We start from the raw sequence: 19,146 nt of genomic DNA on the forward strand, positions 1-19,146 counted from the left end.
TTTAAGTAGTGAATTTAGTAAATAAAACACGAACGGCGAAATTCCGGAGGAATTTCCTAAGTGAGCTAAAACCAGCAATAAAGTTTATACGGTGTTGCCAGTAGTTTTTTTATTTCCTATAAAATATTGTTCTTTTAAATATGGCATTTTTCACCCATTTCCCATTTTTCAACATATAACGTTTTTGTCTTTTCCAATTTCCAAATTTGTCATATTTGTATTCAAATTTAAAAAGTTTAGATTGTAATAAATCTCCATATTCATTCCTTATATCATTATTGTCCGATATTGAAAAGTCAATTTTTCCTGAACTGATTGATTTAACCTCTCCTAATTCGTTATAGACAGTTCTTTTCGTTAAATTATTTTCATAATCATATTCAGCTGTTTCTTTACCATAAGAAATTGAATTTTCAATAAGTTTTAGTTCTATTGGATGTCCTTTTTCATTATTTATGATATTCGTAATTCTATAAATTTTATTATTTCTTTTGTTTATTATTTTAGTTAAAAATCTATTTTCATCATATTCATAATAAGTTGTGGTTGAATTTCTAACATAAGGTTGAGTCATTTCAACTCTTCTTCCTAATGAGTGAGTTTGAGTTGAGTCGTAAGAAATAGTGAAACGAGTTTTTCGATTATATTTTTCATTAAATCTATCTTCTGTTGTAACTCGGCTACTATCATTTAATATTATTGTAGATTTTTCAATTTCAGTATCATTCTTGTTAAAAAATGTTCTGTGTTTAACAATTTTTTTTACACTCTTAATTTTTCGTAAATCTAATCTGTCATCGTGATGTAATGCTGAATAAATATTTTGTCCTGTTAAAAGTTGAAAATTAGAAAAAAAGATGAAAATTAGAACTAAATTTTTATTCATTTCGGGTTCAATTTGTTAATTACTGGCAACGTTGTTGTATAAGCTTTGTTGCGTTATTTAAGCAGTGAATTTAGTAAATAAAACACGAACGGCGAAATTCCGGAGGAATTTCCCAAGTGAGCTAAAACCAGCAATAAAGTTTATACGGTGTTGCCACCAGTTTTTTATTCATATTGGACTTTCACTCCTTTTTGTTCAAACTTTTCAATTGTTTCTTTTATTACCAATTCGTTAAAATCATTTTCTCTTATTAGCAAATAATTTAGTTTCGGTAAAGTCAATAACGTATCAGGAATTGAAGTCAAATCATTTCCATTTACTGCAAGACTTTCTAAACTTTTAATTCCGCCAATCCATTCAGGTATTGTTTTAATTTCATTATATCCAATTGTCAGTCTTTTTAGTTTCGGAAACTCTAAAACACTTTTTGGAAACACTTTCAGTTTATTAGAATGTACATTTAAATACTCAAGATTTCTCAACTTTAAAAGTCCGTTTGGAAGTTTAGTCAAATTCTGATAATTTATTAAAACCTCTTTTTGGTTAAGATAATTTCCGTTTTCATAACCTACTTTTAGATTGTTTTTTAAATCTTCATTTTTGAGTTTTTTACAAATTAAATCTCCAATTGAATCTCTGTATCTATAATCAACTTCTCCCAAGTCACTAATTGTTCCAACAACATAATTAAATTTGTAATTTTTTACTCCGTAACAATTATATTGCTCAAAGTAAGTCGCTGAAAACTTTTCTCCACTACCAACTACAGGAAATCTATATCTATGTTTAAATGTTTCCTTTTTTGAAGAAGTAAGTAAAATTCCATTTTCTGGAATAAGTATTTTATTGTTTATAAAGTAATTACTTTCAAGTTTTGGTTGTTTTTCTATTCCGAAAACTATTATGAAACTTTGATTTTTTCCAACAAATTGTTGATTTTCATTGGCAAAATAAATTTCACTTCCAACGTCCCAATTTAAATGGTACAAAGTATGAGAAAGAACGTAAACAAATATTAAAGTCCATTCAATAATTTGTCTGTATTTGACTTTAAATTTTTTAAGTATAAAACTTGTTAATATTAAAATTGAATAAATTCCGAATAACCAAAGTATTGCTCCAACTCCCCAAAGTCCCATAATAAAGAGTATGAAAATTCCGAATAGAAAGACTATAATACTGAAAATATATATTGGATTTCTGATGTTCATTCAAATTGGTGGCAACGTTGTTGTATATGGTTTGTTGCGTGTTTCAAGCACTTAATTTAGTAAATAATTACCGACCAAGAAAGTCCGCGAGGACTTTCGTAAGTAAGTGAGAAGCCAGCAATAAATTATATACGGTGTTAGCAGCTGGTGTTTTATTTCGGAGTTTCAAAATATTTTTCTGTTTGCATAATCATTTTTATTGTAAGCCACCATAAATAAATTCCATAATAATCTGTCTCTAGAGGTGATATTAAACCGTGACATAAACGATTTCTGAAATTTACGCTATTTCCGTCTACCAAATATGAATTTAATTCTAACAATAAATTTCTGCTACAAATTTTATCAAGCATTTTATTGTTTTTTTCAATTCCTAATATACTTCCTAATGTATTATCATTTTGAATTTCTTCTGTATTCTTTGTTGCATTTCTGCCATTCAATTCAATTAAGTTTTTTAAACTATTTTCTATTTGTGGAATAAGTATATGTGAAGCAAGTATGAAATTGTTTTGAAACCCTTGATAAATACCTTCTATAAAGAAATATTCTCTACCTTTTGGAATAAAAAGACTTTCAGAATTAATAACCATTGTTGAAATTACATCTTTTGATATTTGTTTGTCAAAATCCATAATTAATTTAATCTCTCTTAGTATTTTAATTAAGGAATTCCTGTAATAATCTTTCGAAATATTGAAATAGAAATCTTCTTCATTTGATTTACCGCTTACAGTTCCTTTGTTTGTAATATGCAGATAGTCTTTAAAAAAATGCCCTAAAAATGTGTTTTTGTCTTTTTCTTTATTCTTTGATTTTAGTTTTTCTGTTTCAATAATTGGTAATTGTAAAATAAAATTTAAACCAGTTTTAAAATCTTCAATATTTTCATTTCTAACGATCTCATTAATATTTAGTTCTGACTGAAAAGGGATACCTGCCTTTTTTAGCATTTCGGAATGGTTTCTCTGTTCAATTTTTATTTTTTGTTCAAGTCTTGTTTTAAACTCGCCATTTATAGAAATTCCTTTAACTTCTTTTAATGCTTCTGTGTAAGTTGTTAATATAGTTGGGTAATATGTATTTGGTTCTTTTTGTGAAATATAAAAGTCTCCTTTTTTTTCCAAACACAATGCTTGTTGTATTTTAGATTCATTATTATTAAAATGTCTGAGCTTATTTAGAATTGTAATATAATTTTCAGCATTTCTGTAATCGTTGTTTTCATAACTATTATTCAATTGAACAAGAGCATAATCTATCAAGTCTTTAAAGGAACTTTGTTGAATTAAAAACAATGAATTTTCAATAAGTCTTAGTTTATAATATGGAGATTCTAATAGTGGGAAAATTTGTAAAATTTTTTCTTCTAATTTAAGTAGTCTTTTTTTAAAGATAGATTTAACTTTTCGCACTAATTCTAATGCACGAATCAAATATTTTAAGTCATTTATTTGGTCGTAGATTTGGATATAATATTCTACTGATTTTTGAATACAATTTAATTTGTCTGTATCTCCAAGAATAAATTTTGCATCATTAATTTTGGCTAGGATTTCTATGTTATCAATTTTAATTTTAGGAAAACTAAAATTATCATAATTCAAAAGTTCTTTAATTGAATCATCAGTCAATTCACAATCTACAAGTTTAAATAAGTTAGATAGTTGTTTGTTATCTATATCATTTTTTGAAGCGTTAAATAATTCCATTCTTAGTTTGTTTGAAAACTTGTCTTTGGAAATTCCCTCAAAAACTTTCTTATTTTCCATATTCTTGGTTTTCACTTGCTGCTAACGTTGTTGTATAAGCTTTGTTGCGTTGTTTAAGCAGTGAATTTAGTAAATAAATCACGAACGGCGAAATTCCGGAGGAATTTCCCAAGTGAGCCAAAACCAGCAATAAAGTTTATACGGTGTTAGGCAATGTTATTTTGTTAATTCAAATTATGCATTCTTATTTTGGCAATTAAATTTTTCACATCTTCATTTTCAAATAAATAAATGTCATCAATTATTTTTCTTATTTTTTCATTTTTTATTTCAACTTGATGCGGTTTCATTTTTTGCAAAGAATTTAATGCGAAATTTAGATTTATTATGCAAACATTAAATATTTCTTCTGTTGATTTATCGTTATTTTTTATTTCCTTGTTTCTTCCTATTGATGATTGACCATGTTCTCTAGCGGCGATTATGTAATATTGAAATGCAGTAGAATAATCATTTTCTTTTTCAGAATGTTTAGCTATCGATGTAGATAAATTTGCTTTAGCTCCTTTTAAATCTAGATTAGTTTGTTTCAGTTGTGTTTTATATTTCTTAATTTCTTTCTTGTGATTATTCAATTTAATACTAGTTTCTTTTCTTATACTTGAAACCTCATATTTAAAAGCTCCAAATGAAATAATAGCAAATAATGCTAAAATTCCTGAAATTATGAGAGTAAATCTATTTGCTTGTTCAGACAAAGCTGTAGCATAATAATCTTCTTTAACTTTAAAAAATAATAGTTCCTTTTCTAATGAATTGTTTTTTTCTAAACTACTTCCAACTAACTCGGTTATTTGGTTTTTAACTTCAGTATTTGATATATTAATATTTTCAACCTGTTTATTTAATAGATTAATTTGTTCTTTCAAATTTTGTTTTTGAGAGAAACTAATTAAAGAAAATAATAAGAAACTAATTATAGTTATATTTTTCATTCAGTTTTTATATTGCCTAACGTTGTTGTATAAGCTTTGTTGCGTTGTTTCAGCAGTGAATTTAGTAAATAAAACACGAACGGCGAAATTCCGAAGGAATTTCCCAAGTGAGCTAAAACCAGCAATAAAGTTTATACGGTGTTAGCAAACGTTATTATTCGTGAACAAAGCTAAATCCATTTCCGTTTTGACTATATTTAATTTTTCTATCGATAAAGTTTTTAGATTTTTTTGGATATTTTATTGTAAAAATGTCTGTGTCATTTTGTTCAATTAAATTCAACCTTCTTTCCATTATAATCTTCAAAAAATGATACCCAAGTAATGCGCTATAAACAAATCTTAAACTCCATTCGTCAAAAGTAATAGTTTGTAATTCCCATTTTTTTCCTCCGTAATTATATAAATTGATGCGATTATTATTATTCATTCTATCAAATGAATATTCCGAATGTGCGAATGCATTTCTTAAAGAAGTATGAAATCCCTTTTTTATTACTTCCCAGATTTTAAGATTATTGTTATTAAAAACTTTTCGGATCTTATCTATTATAAAGTCGTGTTTTCCCATTGGCGGAACATTTACATCCCAGTCGTACTCTTCGTTGTTGTTTAAGTGAGCTAAACGATATAATTTTTTCAAAAATGATTTTGATTCCCAAACGTGAGTATAAACCATTAATTCAATATTCATCCTATATGAATTGTCATCAGTTGATAAAGTGTTTTCAGGAAATGAATAGTAATTAGTTAGAAATTGTGATAAAAATTCTATTCGTGTTGAGTCTTGGTAGCCATCAATTCTGTAGTCAATGCAGAAAGGATCTAGATTAGAATTGTTATTTTCCACATATTGAGCATCTGCTAAAAATAGAATGTAATTTGAGAAATCTTCAGTTTTAAGTTTGTCTAAAGATTCTTCAATACTGTCCTTTATTTCTTTGTCAATATCTGCAAATTGTTTTCTACTTATCATTTTTTTTTCTAATGTTTGCTAACGTTGTTGTATATGGTTTGTTGCGTGTTTCAAGCAACTAATTTAGTAAATAATTACCGACCAAGAAAGTAGACTGCACCCAAAAGCTTAGACAAATTTATAATTAATTATTGATAATAAAGAGCTCTATATTCTACTGGGCTCATTCCATTTAAATTTAGTTTAATTCTTTCTGTATTATAATATTTTATATACTCTTTAATTTCTTTTTTCAATTGAATAATCGATATGTATTTGTTTAAATAAAATAATTCAGATTTTAAGATACCAAAGAAATTTTCAATTATTGCATTGTCTAGACAGTTTCCTTTTCTAGACATACTTTGTGTAATTCCTTTTTCTTTTAATAACCGTTGATATTGTTTCATTTGATATTGCCAACCTTGATCTGAATGTAATATAATGTTTGCTTGGTTAGGAACCTTCTTAAAAGACTTTTTTAGCATCTTAACCACTTGTTCGAAGTTAGGTCTTTCAGATAATTCATAACTAACTATTTCGCCATTGTATAAATCAATTATTGGTGATAAATATAATTTATTTCCAAAGACTTTAAATTCGGTAATATCAGTTGCCCATTTTGTATTAGGTTTGGTTGTTTTAAAATTACGTTGAAATATATTGGGTGCTATTTCACCTATCTGTCCTTTGTAAGATTTATATTTTTTAATTCTTATCAAACTTTTTAAACCTAATTTTCGCATTAATCTTAAAATTGTTTTATGATTTATAACAAGTCCTCTTTTGTTTATTTCTAAGGTGATTCTTCTATAACCATATCTTCCTTTATGATAATGATATATCTCTTTAATTAAGATTTTTACCTCTTCATATTTATCTGTTAATTGACTTCTTTTTTTGTGATAATAATAACTGCTTCTTGCCATATTGGTATGATTTAGTAATAATTCTAAACTATACTTATGCCTTAATTCTGTTATGGCTAGCGCTTTTTGCTTTGCGCTGCTAGAACTAAGGCTTGTAACTTTTTTAGCAAATCCAGCTCAGCTCTTAACGATTCATTTTCCAATAGAAGTTCATCTTCCCTTGTTAAAGGTTTATTAGACTTCTTTTTTGCTCTCTTAAATTCCATAGATCTAGGTCTTCCTCTTGGTTTATTATTTAAGCCTGTAATTCCTAGTTTTTTATAATTCCTTTGCCAATTCATTATTGCAGATTTGGTTGGAATATTAAACTTTAAACAAGCTTGACTTAAAGATAATGAATCATCTACAATAGATTCTAAAACTTTCAATTTAAATTTTAAGCTATATTCTTGATTTTCTCTAGGTAATAAACCTTTTTTACCATGCTTTTCATAAAAACTAACCCAGCTATGAAGAGATGTGTGATGAATACCGTTCAATAACGAAACAGTGGAAACTGCTTGATTTTTTTTTAATACTTGTTCTACACAACGTAGTTTAAAATCGTAACTATACTTGACTTTTCTTCCCATAAAAATACCCTCAAATAGTGTCTAACTTTTTGGGGGCAGTGTAAAAGTCCGCGAGGACTTTCGTAAGTAGGCGAGAAGCTAGCAATAAATTATATACGGTGTTGTAAACTGGCTTTTATAGATTGTTGATTATTAATTCATACTTTTCTTTGGTCAGATAAGGATAATTTACTTTAATCCACTTTTCTATTTGTCGAGTTCTCTTATCTGAAATTGTTTGATTATAAATTGTTTTAAATTCTTTATTTTTTAAAAAATCGGTCTTTAAATTACTGAATTCAATATTTGATATTCCTTTATGAAAATATTCATCAACAAGTCTAATGCACTTAATTGTTATTGTTATCAGTGTAGAAGTGTCCTTGAGGGTAATTTTCTTTTCTTTAAAATTAGTTAAGGCTTGTTCAATATCAAAATGATGAAATTTTTCATAAATATCATCTTTTTCAGATTTGAGAATTTGTTTCTTGTTACTTGAAATATCTGCATTTGATATTGAAAGATGTACGATTCTATTTCTCCAATGACATAATAGTTCGCATAGAATAGCCATTGGTTTAGTTATTTCCGGTATTTGAGACAGAAAATTATAGGTTTTAATAGCTTTCTTTTGTTCTCCAAGAAAATTAATGTCTTTGTATGTCCAAAGAGGATTTTTAGAAATTTGTTCTAAATATTCAAAGAGACTTTCAGCAGAATAAACATAAGATGCAGACTCTGCATAATGTCTAGCTTTTAGCTTTGAAGTATTAAGATTTTTTGGCTTCCAAGATATTTCAAGACCTTTGGGTGGTGTTTTTGTCTCATTCGGTAATAGTGAAAGTGCTACTGCAATTGTATTCATCGAATGAACAGACTCTCCAACATCTCGTAAAAAATTTTTTAATTCTAATGATTCCATATTTATATAGTAGTGCTGTTAGGATTCGAACCTACATTTTCCGAGATAAGTTTATATTCATTTTAGGATCGGATGTCTTGCCAATTAGACGATGGCACTGTTTTTTAGCTTGTTTACAACGTTGTTGTATAAGCTTTGTTGCGACGTTTAAGCAGTGAATTTACTAAATAAAACACGAACGGCGAAATTCCGGAGGAATTTCCCAAGTGAGCCAAAACCAGCAATAAAGTTTATACGGTGTTGTGGTGCGTATTTTTATTCAATTTTTCTTAATATAACGGAATTGGAGGTGGTGGTTTTGTTATTGATATAATTTCAATTCTTTCATTAAGCCAAATATTTATATTTCTTTTTTTTGTAATTTCTTCGAAAGTTTCAATTAATTTTTTTAATGTTTTCTCAAAATTTTTGAATTCATTTTTTTCGTACGAAATTTGTATTAATAATTTTTCAGGGTTATCGCTTAAACTCGGGTTTTTTCCGAAATTGTAATAATCTTTCTTTAAAATTGTTTTCAAACTGTCTAAAGGATAAGATTTTCCAGAATTTTTAATAATTTTATTATTGTTAATTACTATTACATTCTTTTCTTTTGTTAGAATACAAGCAAATTTTTCCCAACAAGGATTTTGGAAATATATTATTTTTGATGCTTTTCCGTTTTTTAAAGTAATTTTAGGAACACTATCATTGCAGGCGATTCTTTCAGCTCGTTCTATTAATTCATTCCAATTATTGAACTTTTTAAGATTTAATTCAACACTCAAACTATCATTGTCCTTTCTCCATTTTCCAAATTCTTTTTGAACAAGTAAATTTTCTTTTTTGTCATAATTTTTACATCCAACTATTGTCAGAATCAGTAAAATCAGAAATGTTCCTTTAATGTTCAAATTTTCATTTTTATATGCACCACAACGTTGTTGTATAAGCTTTGTTGCGACGTTTAAGCAGTGAATTTACTAAATAAAACACGAACGGCGAAATTCCGAAGGAATTTCCCAAGTGATCTAAAACCAGCAATAAAGTTTATACGGTGTTGGCATTAGTTTTTTTCTTTGATTATTTTAGTGATTTTAGTTTTCCATTCGTTTATATTGAACTTATCTATAATTCTGTTGTCCATTCCTATCACATAGCAAGTTTTTGAACAATATTGTTTTCTATAATTATTATAAAAACTTTTATTGAATTCTTCTTCTGAATCTATATGAATTCCAATATCTGATTTTTTTAGGTTTGAATCCACGTGTAAAATATTAATAAGCTTTCCGAGTGATTTTTCCATTTCGTAGAATGCTTCTGTAGATTTTTTATCGCCACCACAACCACAAGAATTAGCAATTACTGTAATTTTATTTTTTAAATTAGAACTTCTAATAGTGTCTCCAGATATTGTTACAACTTCAAAAGTTGGCGCAATAATTCCTTTTTGAGTTCCAATTTTAGTTTTAAAATTCTCATCTTTTATTAAGGTTATTAAATCTCCATTATTAGAAATACTTTCAAAACGATAATATTTATTATTTAAATTTATAAGTTCTCCAATACTCATTAAGTGACTCTTTACTAGTTTTTCTTTTTTTACTCCCAAATTAGATAAAACTGTAATTTTGGAAAATATATCATACGTAAATTCTTTAGGGTTTCTATTGTCTTGGTCAGCAACTCCAATTTCAAAATTTTCGTTATCAATTGTAAACTTTCCAATTAAATGTTCTCTTTTTCCTAATAGTATTTTTCCTTTATTATTTGCAATACATAACCAAGAAGAATCCTTTATTATTTGTTTACCATTAGAAATTAAATATTCACATTTCACTGCTTTAGGAGGTGAGTTCCAAATAATTTTCTCACATTCTCTAACAAGGTCATCTGTTAAATCTTTATTGTTATTTCCATCTACAATAAAAATTTGTTTGTTCTTTTTGTTACCTAGCAATATTTCTACATTGTAATCTTGCTTTTCGCCATAATCTGTTTTAAGTTGAAATCGCTTTAAGTTTTTAATGTTTTTTGGATATATAATTGAATTTGAAAAGGTATTTAAAGTGTCTTTAAATTTTATATACATAAACCCTAAATCAAATAAACCATTTCCTTTCATTTTTTTTGTTTTAATGAAAATAGTGTCACTTAATGAGGAAAACTGATTTTCAATAATTTTGTTTTTTTGACATCCAATTATTGAAAATAATAGTATAAATAAAACTGAAAGGGTAAAAATATATTTCATTTTGTATAGATTTCGTTTTTAATTAATGCCAACGTTGTTGTGTATTGAAAGTTGCGACTAAAATGAACGGCTATTTTCCGAAGGAAAATAGAAGTTTATAAAAAAGCAACTACTTTTATTTAAGCACTAATATAGCAATTTTTAATACACGGTGTTGGGCAACGTTTTTTAATGTACTCCTATTCCTTCGAACATTAACAAACTAATTCCTGTGTCTTTATATTTTTTCCCTTTATAAACTTCTGTTATTTCAAACTTTAATTTCGTCGTCAATTTTGGAGGAAACTTTATTTTTCCGATTTCAATTGTTTGTATTTCGTAAGAGTCAATTAGGTTTAAAATTGCATAAGGTTCATTATTTAAATATACTTTCAATTGTTTTACTCGGGAATTATTTTCCCAAGTTTCTATATTTTTTTTATAGCCATTTGCCAATAGTATTTTATTAATTCCTAATTCTCCATTGTAAGATTCCATCTCGCTAAAATTAAATGAATATTCAATAAATTCTCCAATTCCATATTCAGAACTTCCTTCAATCCAAGCAGTATTTTTGTTGAAATCGTGTATGTTTTTCGGTGAGTAATTAATTCCTTTATTCTCTTTTAATTCAGACGAAGCTTCTATAGATTTTACATTTCCTCCACAATACCAACTACAGCCTTTCAAGAAAATCAAATCTCCAATTGGTTTTTGATTTTCGTCATAATCTTCAAAGTCAAAATAGGTAGAATCTTTTTCCTGAATAGCTTGAATTATTTTAAATTCTTGTGAAAATAAAATTGAGCTAAATGTCAGAATTAAGATTGTTATTCCAATTTTCATATGGTTTCTTGTTAATGTTTCCCAACGTTGTTGTATAAGCTTTGTTGCGTTGTTTAAGCAATGAATTTAGTAAATAAAACACGAACGGCGAAATTCCGGAGGAATTTCCCAAGTGAGCTAAAACCAGCAATAAAGTTTATACGGTGTTGGCAATAGTTATTTTTCATTCAATATCTTAATTTTCTGTTCTATAAATAATTTTTCAAATTCTTCTATTTTCAGATTTTTGATATAATTCACATTTTTCTTCTTTACTCCACTAAAAAATCCAGAAGATTCAGTTACAAAATATAGAATACTATCAAGTTTTATATTCGTTCTGTTATTTTCTAATTCAGAAATTATAGTTGAAACAAATACTCTCGATTTTTTTCTCGGTAATTCAATAACTATTCGATATTTAGAATCTACATTATTTACTGACGCTTTAAGTAAAGTTCTTATTAACTCTTCTTTCGGAATCTCAACTTGAGTTTGATATTCAGATTTTAAATTTAATTCTCCAGATTCTCTTGGAAGTGTTGTTGCTATAAAAGCAAACGAACAAATTCCAATTATAAGTTCTTTTGGAAGAAGGTTTATTTTTTTAATTCCGATATTATTTTGAGTTCTGTATAAATACGAAAGTGGTAAAATTGATAAAGCTATTAAATCTGAATAATCTACAACTCTATTAATTCCAATTCCGATATTATTTAAATAATCTATGAGAAATTGAGATGAGTTACTTTTCCAAAAAATGAATAATATTCCGGTTATAATGAAAATCAGTTTCACTTTATCTTTAAAAACAACACTAAAGAAATATGCGAAAGCGAAAAGTCCAACAAAATCAGAAAGTTTTCCAGTCAATATATTATGGAATTGTTCTTTCAAATAGAAGTCATTTAGTAACAATAAAAAGATTGAAACTAAAAATATTTTTCGGTAAAGCAAGTTTTCGTTTTGCATTTCGTTTTAATTATTGCCAACGTTGTTGTGTATTGAAAGTTGCGTTTTTGTGAACGGCTATTTTCCAAAGGAAAATTGAAGTTTACAAAAATGCAACTACTTTTGGTAAAGCACTAATTTAGCAATTTTTAATACACGGTGTTGGCAAATTGTTGTTTTTTATAATTCAAAATTTTATTTCAACTTTTCCAAGTGAAAGCTATTATTCGGTAAAATGGTTAAATTAAATTTAGGGTTTTCACCTTTTTTCCAAGGGGCAAGATTATTCTTAATCATCCATTCTCCAATTCGTTTGTCTCTAAACTCAGTACAATTTCTCCAAAATCCTTCTGTTATTTTGACTTCAAAAAACTCAGAATTTTCAATTGATAGATTTATTTTTGAAATATTTTTCTCAAAAAACTCTCTACCTTTTACTCCAACTCTAATTCCATAACCTTTACCATTTGTATTTTGTTTTCCGTCATTCCAAGAACTTACTTTTAGTTTTTCCATTTTCTAATAATTATTTAACAAGTTAAAAGTTTCATTTCTTTCGATTTTTCACTCTACTAACCAATATGCAACACCTCCATGATAAGAGCATGCTCCACTTCCAGTAGCTGTTGATGTTGTACCGTCATTACAAATTGCACCAACTCTAACTTCTACTGTTTTTAAATTATTTGAGTTAGTCATTTAGTTTCCGTATCTTATAGCTTTAAAACATTGATATATGGATAATTTTGAAGGTCAAGATATACTAAACTTTATAAAAGAACTACCAAATGATGAAGCCTGTAAAGCTTATTTATCAAAAATAAAATGGCAGGATGGTTTTAAATGTAGTAAATGTGGACATACAAAAGGTTGTGAAAAAGCTGGATATAATTATCACTGTTATGCTTGCCATCATGTAGAAAGTGCTACTGCAAATACACTTTTTCATAAAGTTAAATTTGGATTGCAAAAAGCGTTTTGTGTTGCTTTTGAAATGAGTACAAATAGTAAAAGTACTTCAAGTATTCAAATGGGTAAACGCTTTAGTATTCGTCAAGGAACTGCATGGTATTTTATGCAAAAAGTTCGTAAAGCAATGAAAAGTAGTCAAAAATATCCTCTAGAAACCTTAATTCATGTTGATGAGTTTACTGTTGGAGGAAAAGAAGAAGGAAAACAAGGTAGGAGTTACGATACAAAAAAGAAAAAAGCCGTAATTGCAGTAGAATTAACAGATAACAATAAGGTGAAAAGAGTTTACATTAAATCTATAAACGACTATTCTGCAAAATCATTAACACCAATTTTTGAAGAACACATAAGTAAATCTGCTAAAATAATAACAGATAAATGGAGAGGATATGAACCTTTGAAAGAAGTTTATAACATTGAGCAAATCTATAGTAATAATGGTGCTAACTTTAAACAATTACATGTCATGATTATGCAAGTTAAGTCTTGGCTTAGAGCAATACCAACTCATGTAAGTAAATGGCATATTCAAGCTTATTTTGATGAATTTTGTTTTAGAATTAATAGATCTCAATTTCAGAAAAGTATATTTCATAAAACAATTGAAAGAATGGTAGTTGCCAAACCAGTTTATCAAAATCAAATAAAACAGAAGCTAAACGTATAACTCAATAAATTATTATAACTGTTTAATTTATTAGAGTTATACTTTTTTTTATATTCTAAATATTGCTTTGAGTAAGTAGAATTTTCTTTTGAAGAATTTAGATAATTTGAATCATATGAATTTCTTTTTATATTTTGAAATTCGATTTTATTTTCTTTCTTACTTTCAATTTTTACATTTGATTCTTTATTCGAACTTAAATTAAATTGCCAAATAATAAAAGCAACTACTGCAATAATGTTAACAATATCTTTATATTTTCCTAATAAAGATTGTATGATTAAAATTCCAATTACTATTCCGGTAATTAATAGAAAAGCCATATTCTAATATTTTTCAATATGTTGTTCATTATTTAGTATTCTCTATTTTTTAATAAAATAGTCTTTAAATTATTCAATTTCTGAGATTTTCAAGCAATATTTGCCAACGTTGTTGTGTTATGGAAAGTTGCGATTTTTATGAACGGCTATTTTCCGCAGGAAAATTGAAGTGAGTAAAAATGCAACTGCCTTCGATTAAGCTAAAATTAAGCAATTTTTTATACACGGTGTTACCAAAAGTAGTTTTTTTATTTTCCAATTTTCCTTATTATTTTCTGAATTCAGCGTTCGAGTGAAAATTCAGATAACAATTTATATTTTTTTTTGATTTTCAATAAATTTTCAGCCTTTCTGAATTTTCATTTTGTGATAATTTCGCACTGTTTTTACTCCACATTTACTCAATTCCGCAATTTTGGTTTTTCAGTGTTTGAGTGTTTTCTCATGTGTTTAATTCCGACAACAATTTTATTTCAATAAATTCTCAGCCTTTCTAAATTTTCGGTTTAGAGGTAATTCCGCATTTTACTCAATTCCGAAATGCTCAGTTTTTATTTTTTTTAACTTTCTAAATTCTATAAAAGACAAACAAAATTCTTTCAGAATTTTCCAATCTTCAGAGAGTGTTTCGCAATTTTATATTCCTTTTTTTGGATTTTAAACGCTATTTTCAATTCAGCATTTGAGTGATTGAGCTATTTTTGGTAACGTTGTTGTATATGGTTTGTTGCGTGTTTCAAGTAACTAATTTAGTAAATAATTACCGACCAAGAAAGTAGACTGCACCCAAAAGCTTAGACAAATTTATAATTAATTATTGATAATAAAGAGCTCTATATTCTACTGGGCTCATTCCATTTAAATTTAGTTTAATTCTTTCTGTATTATAATATTTTATATACTCTTTAATTTCTTTTTTCAATTGAATAATCGATATGTATTTGTTTAAATAAAATAATTCAGATTTTAAGATACCAAAGAAATTTTCAATTATTGCATTGTCTAGACAGTTTCCTTTTCTAGACATACTTTGTGTAATTCCTTTTTCTTTTAATAACCGTTGATATTGTTTCATTTGATATTGCCAACCTTGATCTGAATGTAATATAATGTTTGCTTGGTTAGGAACCTTCTTAAAAGACTTTTTTAGCATCTTAACCACTTGTTCGAAGTTAGGTCTTTCAGATAATTCATAACTAACTATTTCGCCATTGTATAAATCAATTATTGGTGATAAATATAATTTATTTCCAAAGACTTTAAATTCGGTAATATCAGTTGCCCATTTTGTATTAGGTTTGGTTGTTTTAAAATTACGTTGAAATATATTGGGTGCTATTTCACCTATCTGTCCTTTGTAAGATTTATATTTTTTAATTCTTATCAAACTTTTTAAACCTAATTTTCGCATTAATCTTAAAATTGTTTTATGATTTATAACAAGTCCTCTTTTGTTTATTTCTAAGGTGATTCTTCTATAACCATATCTTCCTTTATGATAATGATATATCTCTTTAATTAAGATTTTTACCTCTTCATATTTATCTGTTAATTGACTTCTTTTTTTGTGATAATAATAACTGCTTCTTGCCATATTGGTATGATTTAGTAATAATTCTAAACTATACTTATGCCTTAATTCTGTTATGGCTAGCGCTTTTTGCTTTGCGCTGCTAGAACTAAGGCTTGTAACTTTTTTAGCAAATCCAGCTCAGCTCTTAACGATTCATTTTCCAATAGAAGTTCATCTTCCCTTGTTAAAGGTTTATTAGACTTCTTTTTTGCTCTCTTAAATTCCATAGATCTAGGTCTTCCTCTTGGTTTATTATTTAAGCCTGTAATTCCTAGTTTTTTATAATTCCTTTGCCAATTCATTATTGCAGATTTGGTTGGAATATTAAACTTTAAACAAGCTTGACTTAAAGATAATGAATCATCTACAATAGATTCTAAAACTTTCAATTTAAATTTTAAGCTATATTCTTGATTTTCTCTAGGTAATAAACCTTTTTTACCATGCTTTTCATAAAAACTAACCCAGCTATGAAGAGATGTGTGATGAATACCGTTCAATAACGAAACAGTGGAAACTGCTTGATTTTTTTTTAATACTTGTTCTACACAACGTAGTTTAAAATCGTAACTATACTTGACTTTTCTTCCCATAAAAATACCCTCAAATAGTGTCTAACTTTTTGGGGGCAGTGTAAAAGTCCGCGAGGACTTTCGTAAGTAGGCGAGAAGCCAGCAATAAATTATATACGGTGTTGTGCGTAGTTTTTTATTTTTTCTACATTCAATTCTATTAAGTCAAGGTGTTCTAAACATTCTTCATTATTCCAAAATATTACAGAAGACGATTCGGATTTATTTTTAGAAGAAGGGTATACAATTCCTTCAATGATATTTTGTCTATTCTTATTAAATGGATATCTAAAATATTCTGTAACTACCTGCGTTGGGACATATTCGATATGTTCTTTTCCGTCTTTTTTTATTTCTTGTGTAAAATCCTTAACTAAGTCATAGAGAAAACGAATTAGGTAATGTGTTTTTACCTTTTCAAAATCGAAAATGCTGGGTAATTTTGGAAGTCTATTGAAATCTACGACATAAATTTCCTTTTTTAGTTTAAACTTTGAAATCGTAACAGAGTCTTTCTTTTTATCTTCTCTACTGATAGTTTCCAAAAAAGCTGTGTTTGGGTCGAAAGCAGAATATAACATAGGAATACCTGATGGACTAAATCTATTCGGAAAAATTGCATATTCTTCTGGTGGTGCTACCAATTTATCTTTTTCATTAACAACTTTACTTGAATGATGTTGTCTACAGCGATAAATGATTGTTCCTTTCTCTATTTTTTTTATAAGATTCAAAGATTTTGTTATTTTACCAACTTCTTTTAAAATAGTGTATGCATTTTTATTTTGGTCGTAAATTTGATTTTGTTGAAATAAATATCTTGATTTATGTTTGATTAAGTTTTTGAAAAAACTCCATTGATACATCAATTCGTCTCTTTCAGTATCATAATACATATCTGGTTCAGACCAAGAAAAATCATCTATTGAATCTACAATATCTTCTGTTAATTGATATGGATCAGCTTCTAAACAAATTCGATCTTGTATTAATTCGTAATTACCGAAGGTTTCGCCTAAATAACCACCTTCTCGACCGTTGTAACTCATATAATTTGCTGCATCTTCATAAAAGTTTGAAATTCCACGCATCATAAACCCTAATAAAATTTCAAGACTTACAACCTTTACTTCTTTTTCACAATAATCGCAATATCCGGAACTATAATTTTTTCTTATAAAACGTTTGATTGCATCGTCATTGATATGCTTTATACATAATTTTTTATCTAGAACACCACTTATATTTCGGGATTCCAATTCAATCATTCTTTGTTTTGCTTGTCCCATTAAATTATAATGAATTTATATTATTTTTAGTTCGGTCTTTAATTACGCACAACGTTGTTGTATATGGTTTGTTGCGTGTTTTAAGCAACTAATTTAGTAAATAATTACCGACCAAGAAAGTAGACTGCACCCAAAAGCTTAGACAAATTTATAATTAATTATTGATAATAAAGAGCTCTATATTCTACTGGGCTCATTCCATTTAAATTTAGTTTAATTCTTTCTGTATTATAATATTTTATATACTCTTTAATTTCTTTTTTCAATTGAATAATCGATATGTATTTGTTTAAATAAAATAATTCAGATTTTAAGATACCAAAGAAATTTTCAATTATTGCATTGTCTAGACAGTTTCCTTTTCTAGACATACTTTGTGTAATTCCTTTTTCTTTTAATAACCGTTGATATTGTTTCATTTGATATTGCCAACCTTGATCTGAATGTAATATAATGTTTGCTTGGTTAGGAACCTTCTTAAAAGACTTTTTTAGCATCTTAACCACTTGTTCGAAGTTAGGTCTTTCAGATAATTCATAACTAACTATTTCGCCATTGTATAAATCAATTATTGGTGATAAATATAATTTATTTCCAAAGACTTTAAATTCGGTAATATCAGTTGCCCATTTTGTATTAGGTTTGGTTGTTTTAAAATTACGTTGAAATATATTGGGTGCTATTTCACCTATCTGTCCTTTGTAAGATTTATATTTTTTAATTCTTATCAAACTTTTTAAACCTAATTTTCGCATTAATCTTAAAATTGTTTTATGATTTATAACAAGTCCTCTTTTGTTTATTTCTAAGGTGATTCTTCTATAACCATATCTTCCTTTATGATAATGATATATCTCTTTAATTAAGATTTTTACCTCTTCATATTTATCTGTTAATTGACTTCTTTTTTTGTGATAATAATAACTGCTTCTTGCCATATTGGTATGATTTAGTAATAATTCTAAACTATACTTATGCCTTAATTCTGTTATGGCTAGCGCTTTTTGCTTTGCGCTGCTAGAACTAAGGCTTGTAACTTTTTTAGCAAATCCAGCTCAGCTCTTAACGATTCATTTTCCAATAGAAGTTCATCTTCCCTTGTTAAAGGTTTATTAGACTTCTTTTTTGCTCTCTTAAATTCCATAGATCTAGGTCTTCCTCTTGGTTTATTATTTAAGCCTGTAATTCCTAGTTTTTTATAATTCCTTTGCCAATTCATTATTGCAGATTTGGTTGGAATATTAAACTTTAAACAAGCTTGACTTAAAGATAATGAATCATCTACAATAGATTCTAAAACTTTCAATTTAAATTTTAAGCTATATTCTTGATTTTCTCTAGGTAATAAACCTTTTTTACCATGCTTTTCATAAAAACTAACCCAGCTATGAAGAGATGTGTGATGAATACCGTTCAATAACGAAACAGTGGAAACTGCTTGATTTTTTTTTAATACTTGTTCTACACAACGTAGTTTAAAATCGTAACTATACTTGACTTTTCTTCCCATAAAAATACCCTCAAATAGTGTCTAACTTTTTGGGGGCAGTGTAAAAGTCCGCGAGGACTTTCGTAAGTAGGCGAGAAGCTAGCAATAA

21 protein-coding genes and 1 tRNA gene are annotated in these 19,146 nt (G+C 27.3%); 1 reads left to right on the forward strand and 21 read right to left on the reverse strand.

What is annotated here, in order from left to right; translation table 11 throughout:
* Positions 1-109: 109 nt before the first annotated feature.
* The 15 genes from WHD08_RS17155 to WHD08_RS17225 form a co-directional block, all read right to left on the reverse strand.
* Positions 110-886, reverse strand: a complete 777-nt coding sequence (locus WHD08_RS17155; protein ID WP_208889919.1) for a hypothetical protein — start codon at positions 884-886, stop codon at positions 110-112.
* Positions 887-1,050: 164 nt separating this feature from the next.
* On the reverse strand, positions 1,051-2,025 hold the full coding sequence (locus tag WHD08_RS17160; RefSeq protein WP_208889918.1) for a leucine-rich repeat domain-containing protein: 975 nt from the start codon (positions 2,023-2,025) through the stop codon (positions 1,051-1,053).
* Between the two features lie 224 nt (positions 2,026-2,249).
* Complete coding sequence (locus tag WHD08_RS17165) at positions 2,250-3,869, reverse strand: DUF4209 domain-containing protein (RefSeq protein ID WP_208889917.1); 1,620 nt, start codon at positions 3,867-3,869, stop codon at positions 2,250-2,252.
* A 164-nt stretch (positions 3,870-4,033) separates the two neighbouring features.
* Entirely contained in the window at positions 4,034-4,804 is a 771-nt protein-coding gene (locus tag WHD08_RS17170) for a hypothetical protein (protein ID WP_208889916.1), read from the reverse strand.
* Positions 4,805-4,958: 154 nt separating this feature from the next.
* A complete protein-coding gene (locus tag WHD08_RS17175) occupies positions 4,959-5,780 on the reverse strand; it encodes a hypothetical protein (protein WP_340833026.1) in 822 nt (273 codons plus the stop codon).
* Positions 5,781-5,908: 128 nt separating this feature from the next.
* Positions 5,909-6,742, reverse strand: a complete 834-nt coding sequence (locus WHD08_RS17180) for an IS3 family transposase (RefSeq protein WP_244183341.1) — start codon at positions 6,740-6,742, stop codon at positions 5,909-5,911.
* A 2-nt stretch (positions 6,743-6,744) separates the two neighbouring features.
* On the reverse strand, positions 6,745-7,260 hold the full coding sequence (locus tag WHD08_RS17185; protein WP_208889910.1) for a helix-turn-helix domain-containing protein: 516 nt from the start codon (positions 7,258-7,260) through the stop codon (positions 6,745-6,747).
* Positions 7,261-7,375: 115 nt separating this feature from the next.
* On the reverse strand, positions 7,376-8,161 hold the full coding sequence (locus WHD08_RS17190) for a hypothetical protein (protein WP_340833029.1): 786 nt from the start codon (positions 8,159-8,161) through the stop codon (positions 7,376-7,378).
* A gap of 10 nt (positions 8,162-8,171) precedes the next feature.
* A tRNA-OTHER gene (locus WHD08_RS17195) sits at positions 8,172-8,260 on the reverse strand.
* Positions 8,261-8,430: 170 nt separating this feature from the next.
* The gene (locus tag WHD08_RS17200; protein ID WP_165734390.1) at positions 8,431-9,054 is read right to left on the reverse strand and encodes a hypothetical protein; all 624 of its coding nucleotides are present in this window, start codon (positions 9,052-9,054) and stop codon (positions 8,431-8,433) included.
* A 152-nt stretch (positions 9,055-9,206) separates the two neighbouring features.
* Positions 9,207-10,268: a hypothetical protein gene (locus WHD08_RS17205; protein ID WP_165734384.1), complete on the reverse strand. Its 1,062-nt coding sequence runs from the start codon at positions 10,266-10,268 to the stop codon at positions 9,207-9,209.
* Between the two features lie 297 nt (positions 10,269-10,565).
* Entirely contained in the window at positions 10,566-11,222 is a 657-nt protein-coding gene (locus WHD08_RS17210; protein WP_208889913.1) for an NADase-type glycan-binding domain-containing protein, read from the reverse strand.
* A gap of 156 nt (positions 11,223-11,378) precedes the next feature.
* The gene (locus WHD08_RS17215) at positions 11,379-12,098 is read right to left on the reverse strand and encodes a hypothetical protein (protein ID WP_208889912.1); all 720 of its coding nucleotides are present in this window, start codon (positions 12,096-12,098) and stop codon (positions 11,379-11,381) included.
* Positions 12,099-12,347: 249 nt separating this feature from the next.
* Complete coding sequence (locus WHD08_RS17220) at positions 12,348-12,668, reverse strand: hypothetical protein (protein ID WP_208889911.1); 321 nt, start codon at positions 12,666-12,668, stop codon at positions 12,348-12,350.
* A gap of 48 nt (positions 12,669-12,716) precedes the next feature.
* Positions 12,717-12,851 carry a hypothetical protein gene (locus WHD08_RS17225; RefSeq protein WP_340833033.1) on the reverse strand — a complete coding sequence of 45 codons (135 nt, stop codon included), beginning with the start codon at positions 12,849-12,851 and terminating at the stop codon, positions 12,717-12,719.
* 37 nt (positions 12,852-12,888) lie between these two features.
* Between WHD08_RS17225 and WHD08_RS17230 the strand changes: the two genes are divergently transcribed.
* On the forward strand, positions 12,889-13,791 hold the full coding sequence (locus WHD08_RS17230; protein WP_165734421.1) for an IS1595 family transposase: 903 nt from the start codon (positions 12,889-12,891) through the stop codon (positions 13,789-13,791).
* On the opposite strand, the gene WHD08_RS17235 is transcribed toward WHD08_RS17230, so the two are convergent.
* From WHD08_RS17235 to WHD08_RS17260, 6 genes are all read right to left on the reverse strand, one after another.
* Positions 13,764-14,114, reverse strand: a complete 351-nt coding sequence (locus tag WHD08_RS17235; protein ID WP_340833037.1) for a hypothetical protein — start codon at positions 14,112-14,114, stop codon at positions 13,764-13,766. The two genes, WHD08_RS17230 and WHD08_RS17235, sit on opposite strands and share 28 nt — an antisense overlap.
* 814 nt (positions 14,115-14,928) lie before the next feature.
* Positions 14,929-15,762 carry an IS3 family transposase gene (locus WHD08_RS17240; protein WP_244183341.1) on the reverse strand — a complete coding sequence of 278 codons (834 nt, stop codon included), beginning with the start codon at positions 15,760-15,762 and terminating at the stop codon, positions 14,929-14,931.
* A gap of 2 nt (positions 15,763-15,764) precedes the next feature.
* A complete protein-coding gene (locus tag WHD08_RS17245) occupies positions 15,765-16,280 on the reverse strand; it encodes a helix-turn-helix domain-containing protein (RefSeq protein ID WP_208889910.1) in 516 nt (171 codons plus the stop codon).
* An 89-nt stretch (positions 16,281-16,369) separates the two neighbouring features.
* Complete coding sequence (locus tag WHD08_RS17250) at positions 16,370-17,548, reverse strand: HEPN-associated N-terminal domain-containing protein (protein WP_340833038.1); 1,179 nt, start codon at positions 17,546-17,548, stop codon at positions 16,370-16,372.
* A gap of 158 nt (positions 17,549-17,706) precedes the next feature.
* Positions 17,707-18,540: an IS3 family transposase gene (locus WHD08_RS17255; protein ID WP_244183341.1), complete on the reverse strand. Its 834-nt coding sequence runs from the start codon at positions 18,538-18,540 to the stop codon at positions 17,707-17,709.
* Between the two features lie 2 nt (positions 18,541-18,542).
* On the reverse strand, positions 18,543-19,058 hold the full coding sequence (locus WHD08_RS17260; protein ID WP_208889910.1) for a helix-turn-helix domain-containing protein: 516 nt from the start codon (positions 19,056-19,058) through the stop codon (positions 18,543-18,545).
* Between the last annotated feature and the right edge of the window lie 88 nt (positions 19,059-19,146).

Origin of the sequence: Polaribacter sejongensis (assembly GCF_038024065.1) — a bacterium.
Classification (GTDB): domain Bacteria; phylum Bacteroidota; class Bacteroidia; order Flavobacteriales; family Flavobacteriaceae; genus Polaribacter; species Polaribacter sejongensis.

Coding starts and splice junctions, on each gene's coding strand:
- WHD08_RS17225 (WP_340833033.1), bottom strand. CDS start 12,851: ATGACTAACTCAAATAATTTAAAAACAGTAGAAGTTAGAGTTGGTGCA.
- WHD08_RS17185 (WP_208889910.1), bottom strand. CDS start 7,260: ATGGGAAGAAAAGTCAAGTATAGTTACGATTTTAAACTACGTTGTGTA.
- WHD08_RS17190 (WP_340833029.1), bottom strand. CDS start 8,161: ATGGAATCATTAGAATTAAAAAATTTTTTACGAGATGTTGGAGAGTCT.
- WHD08_RS17245 (WP_208889910.1), bottom strand. CDS start 16,280: ATGGGAAGAAAAGTCAAGTATAGTTACGATTTTAAACTACGTTGTGTA.
- WHD08_RS17260 (WP_208889910.1), bottom strand. CDS start 19,058: ATGGGAAGAAAAGTCAAGTATAGTTACGATTTTAAACTACGTTGTGTA.
- WHD08_RS17250 (WP_340833038.1), bottom strand. CDS start 17,548: ATGGGACAAGCAAAACAAAGAATGATTGAATTGGAATCCCGAAATATA.
- WHD08_RS17165 (WP_208889917.1), bottom strand. CDS start 3,869: ATGGAAAATAAGAAAGTTTTTGAGGGAATTTCCAAAGACAAGTTTTCA.
- WHD08_RS17235 (WP_340833037.1), bottom strand. CDS start 14,114: ATGGCTTTTCTATTAATTACCGGAATAGTAATTGGAATTTTAATCATA.
- WHD08_RS17220 (WP_208889911.1), bottom strand. CDS start 12,668: ATGGAAAAACTAAAAGTAAGTTCTTGGAATGACGGAAAACAAAATACA.
- WHD08_RS17230 (WP_165734421.1), top strand. CDS start 12,889: ATGGATAATTTTGAAGGTCAAGATATACTAAACTTTATAAAAGAACTA.
- WHD08_RS17205 (WP_165734384.1), bottom strand. CDS start 10,268: ATGAAAGGAAATGGTTTATTTGATTTAGGGTTTATGTATATAAAATTT.
- WHD08_RS17175 (WP_340833026.1), bottom strand. CDS start 5,780: ATGATAAGTAGAAAACAATTTGCAGATATTGACAAAGAAATAAAGGAC.
- WHD08_RS17160 (WP_208889918.1), bottom strand. CDS start 2,025: ATGGGACTTTGGGGAGTTGGAGCAATACTTTGGTTATTCGGAATTTAT.
- WHD08_RS17155 (WP_208889919.1), bottom strand. CDS start 886: ATGAATAAAAATTTAGTTCTAATTTTCATCTTTTTTTCTAATTTTCAA.
- WHD08_RS17170 (WP_208889916.1), bottom strand. CDS start 4,804: ATGAAAAATATAACTATAATTAGTTTCTTATTATTTTCTTTAATTAGT.
- WHD08_RS17210 (WP_208889913.1), bottom strand. CDS start 11,222: ATGAAAATTGGAATAACAATCTTAATTCTGACATTTAGCTCAATTTTA.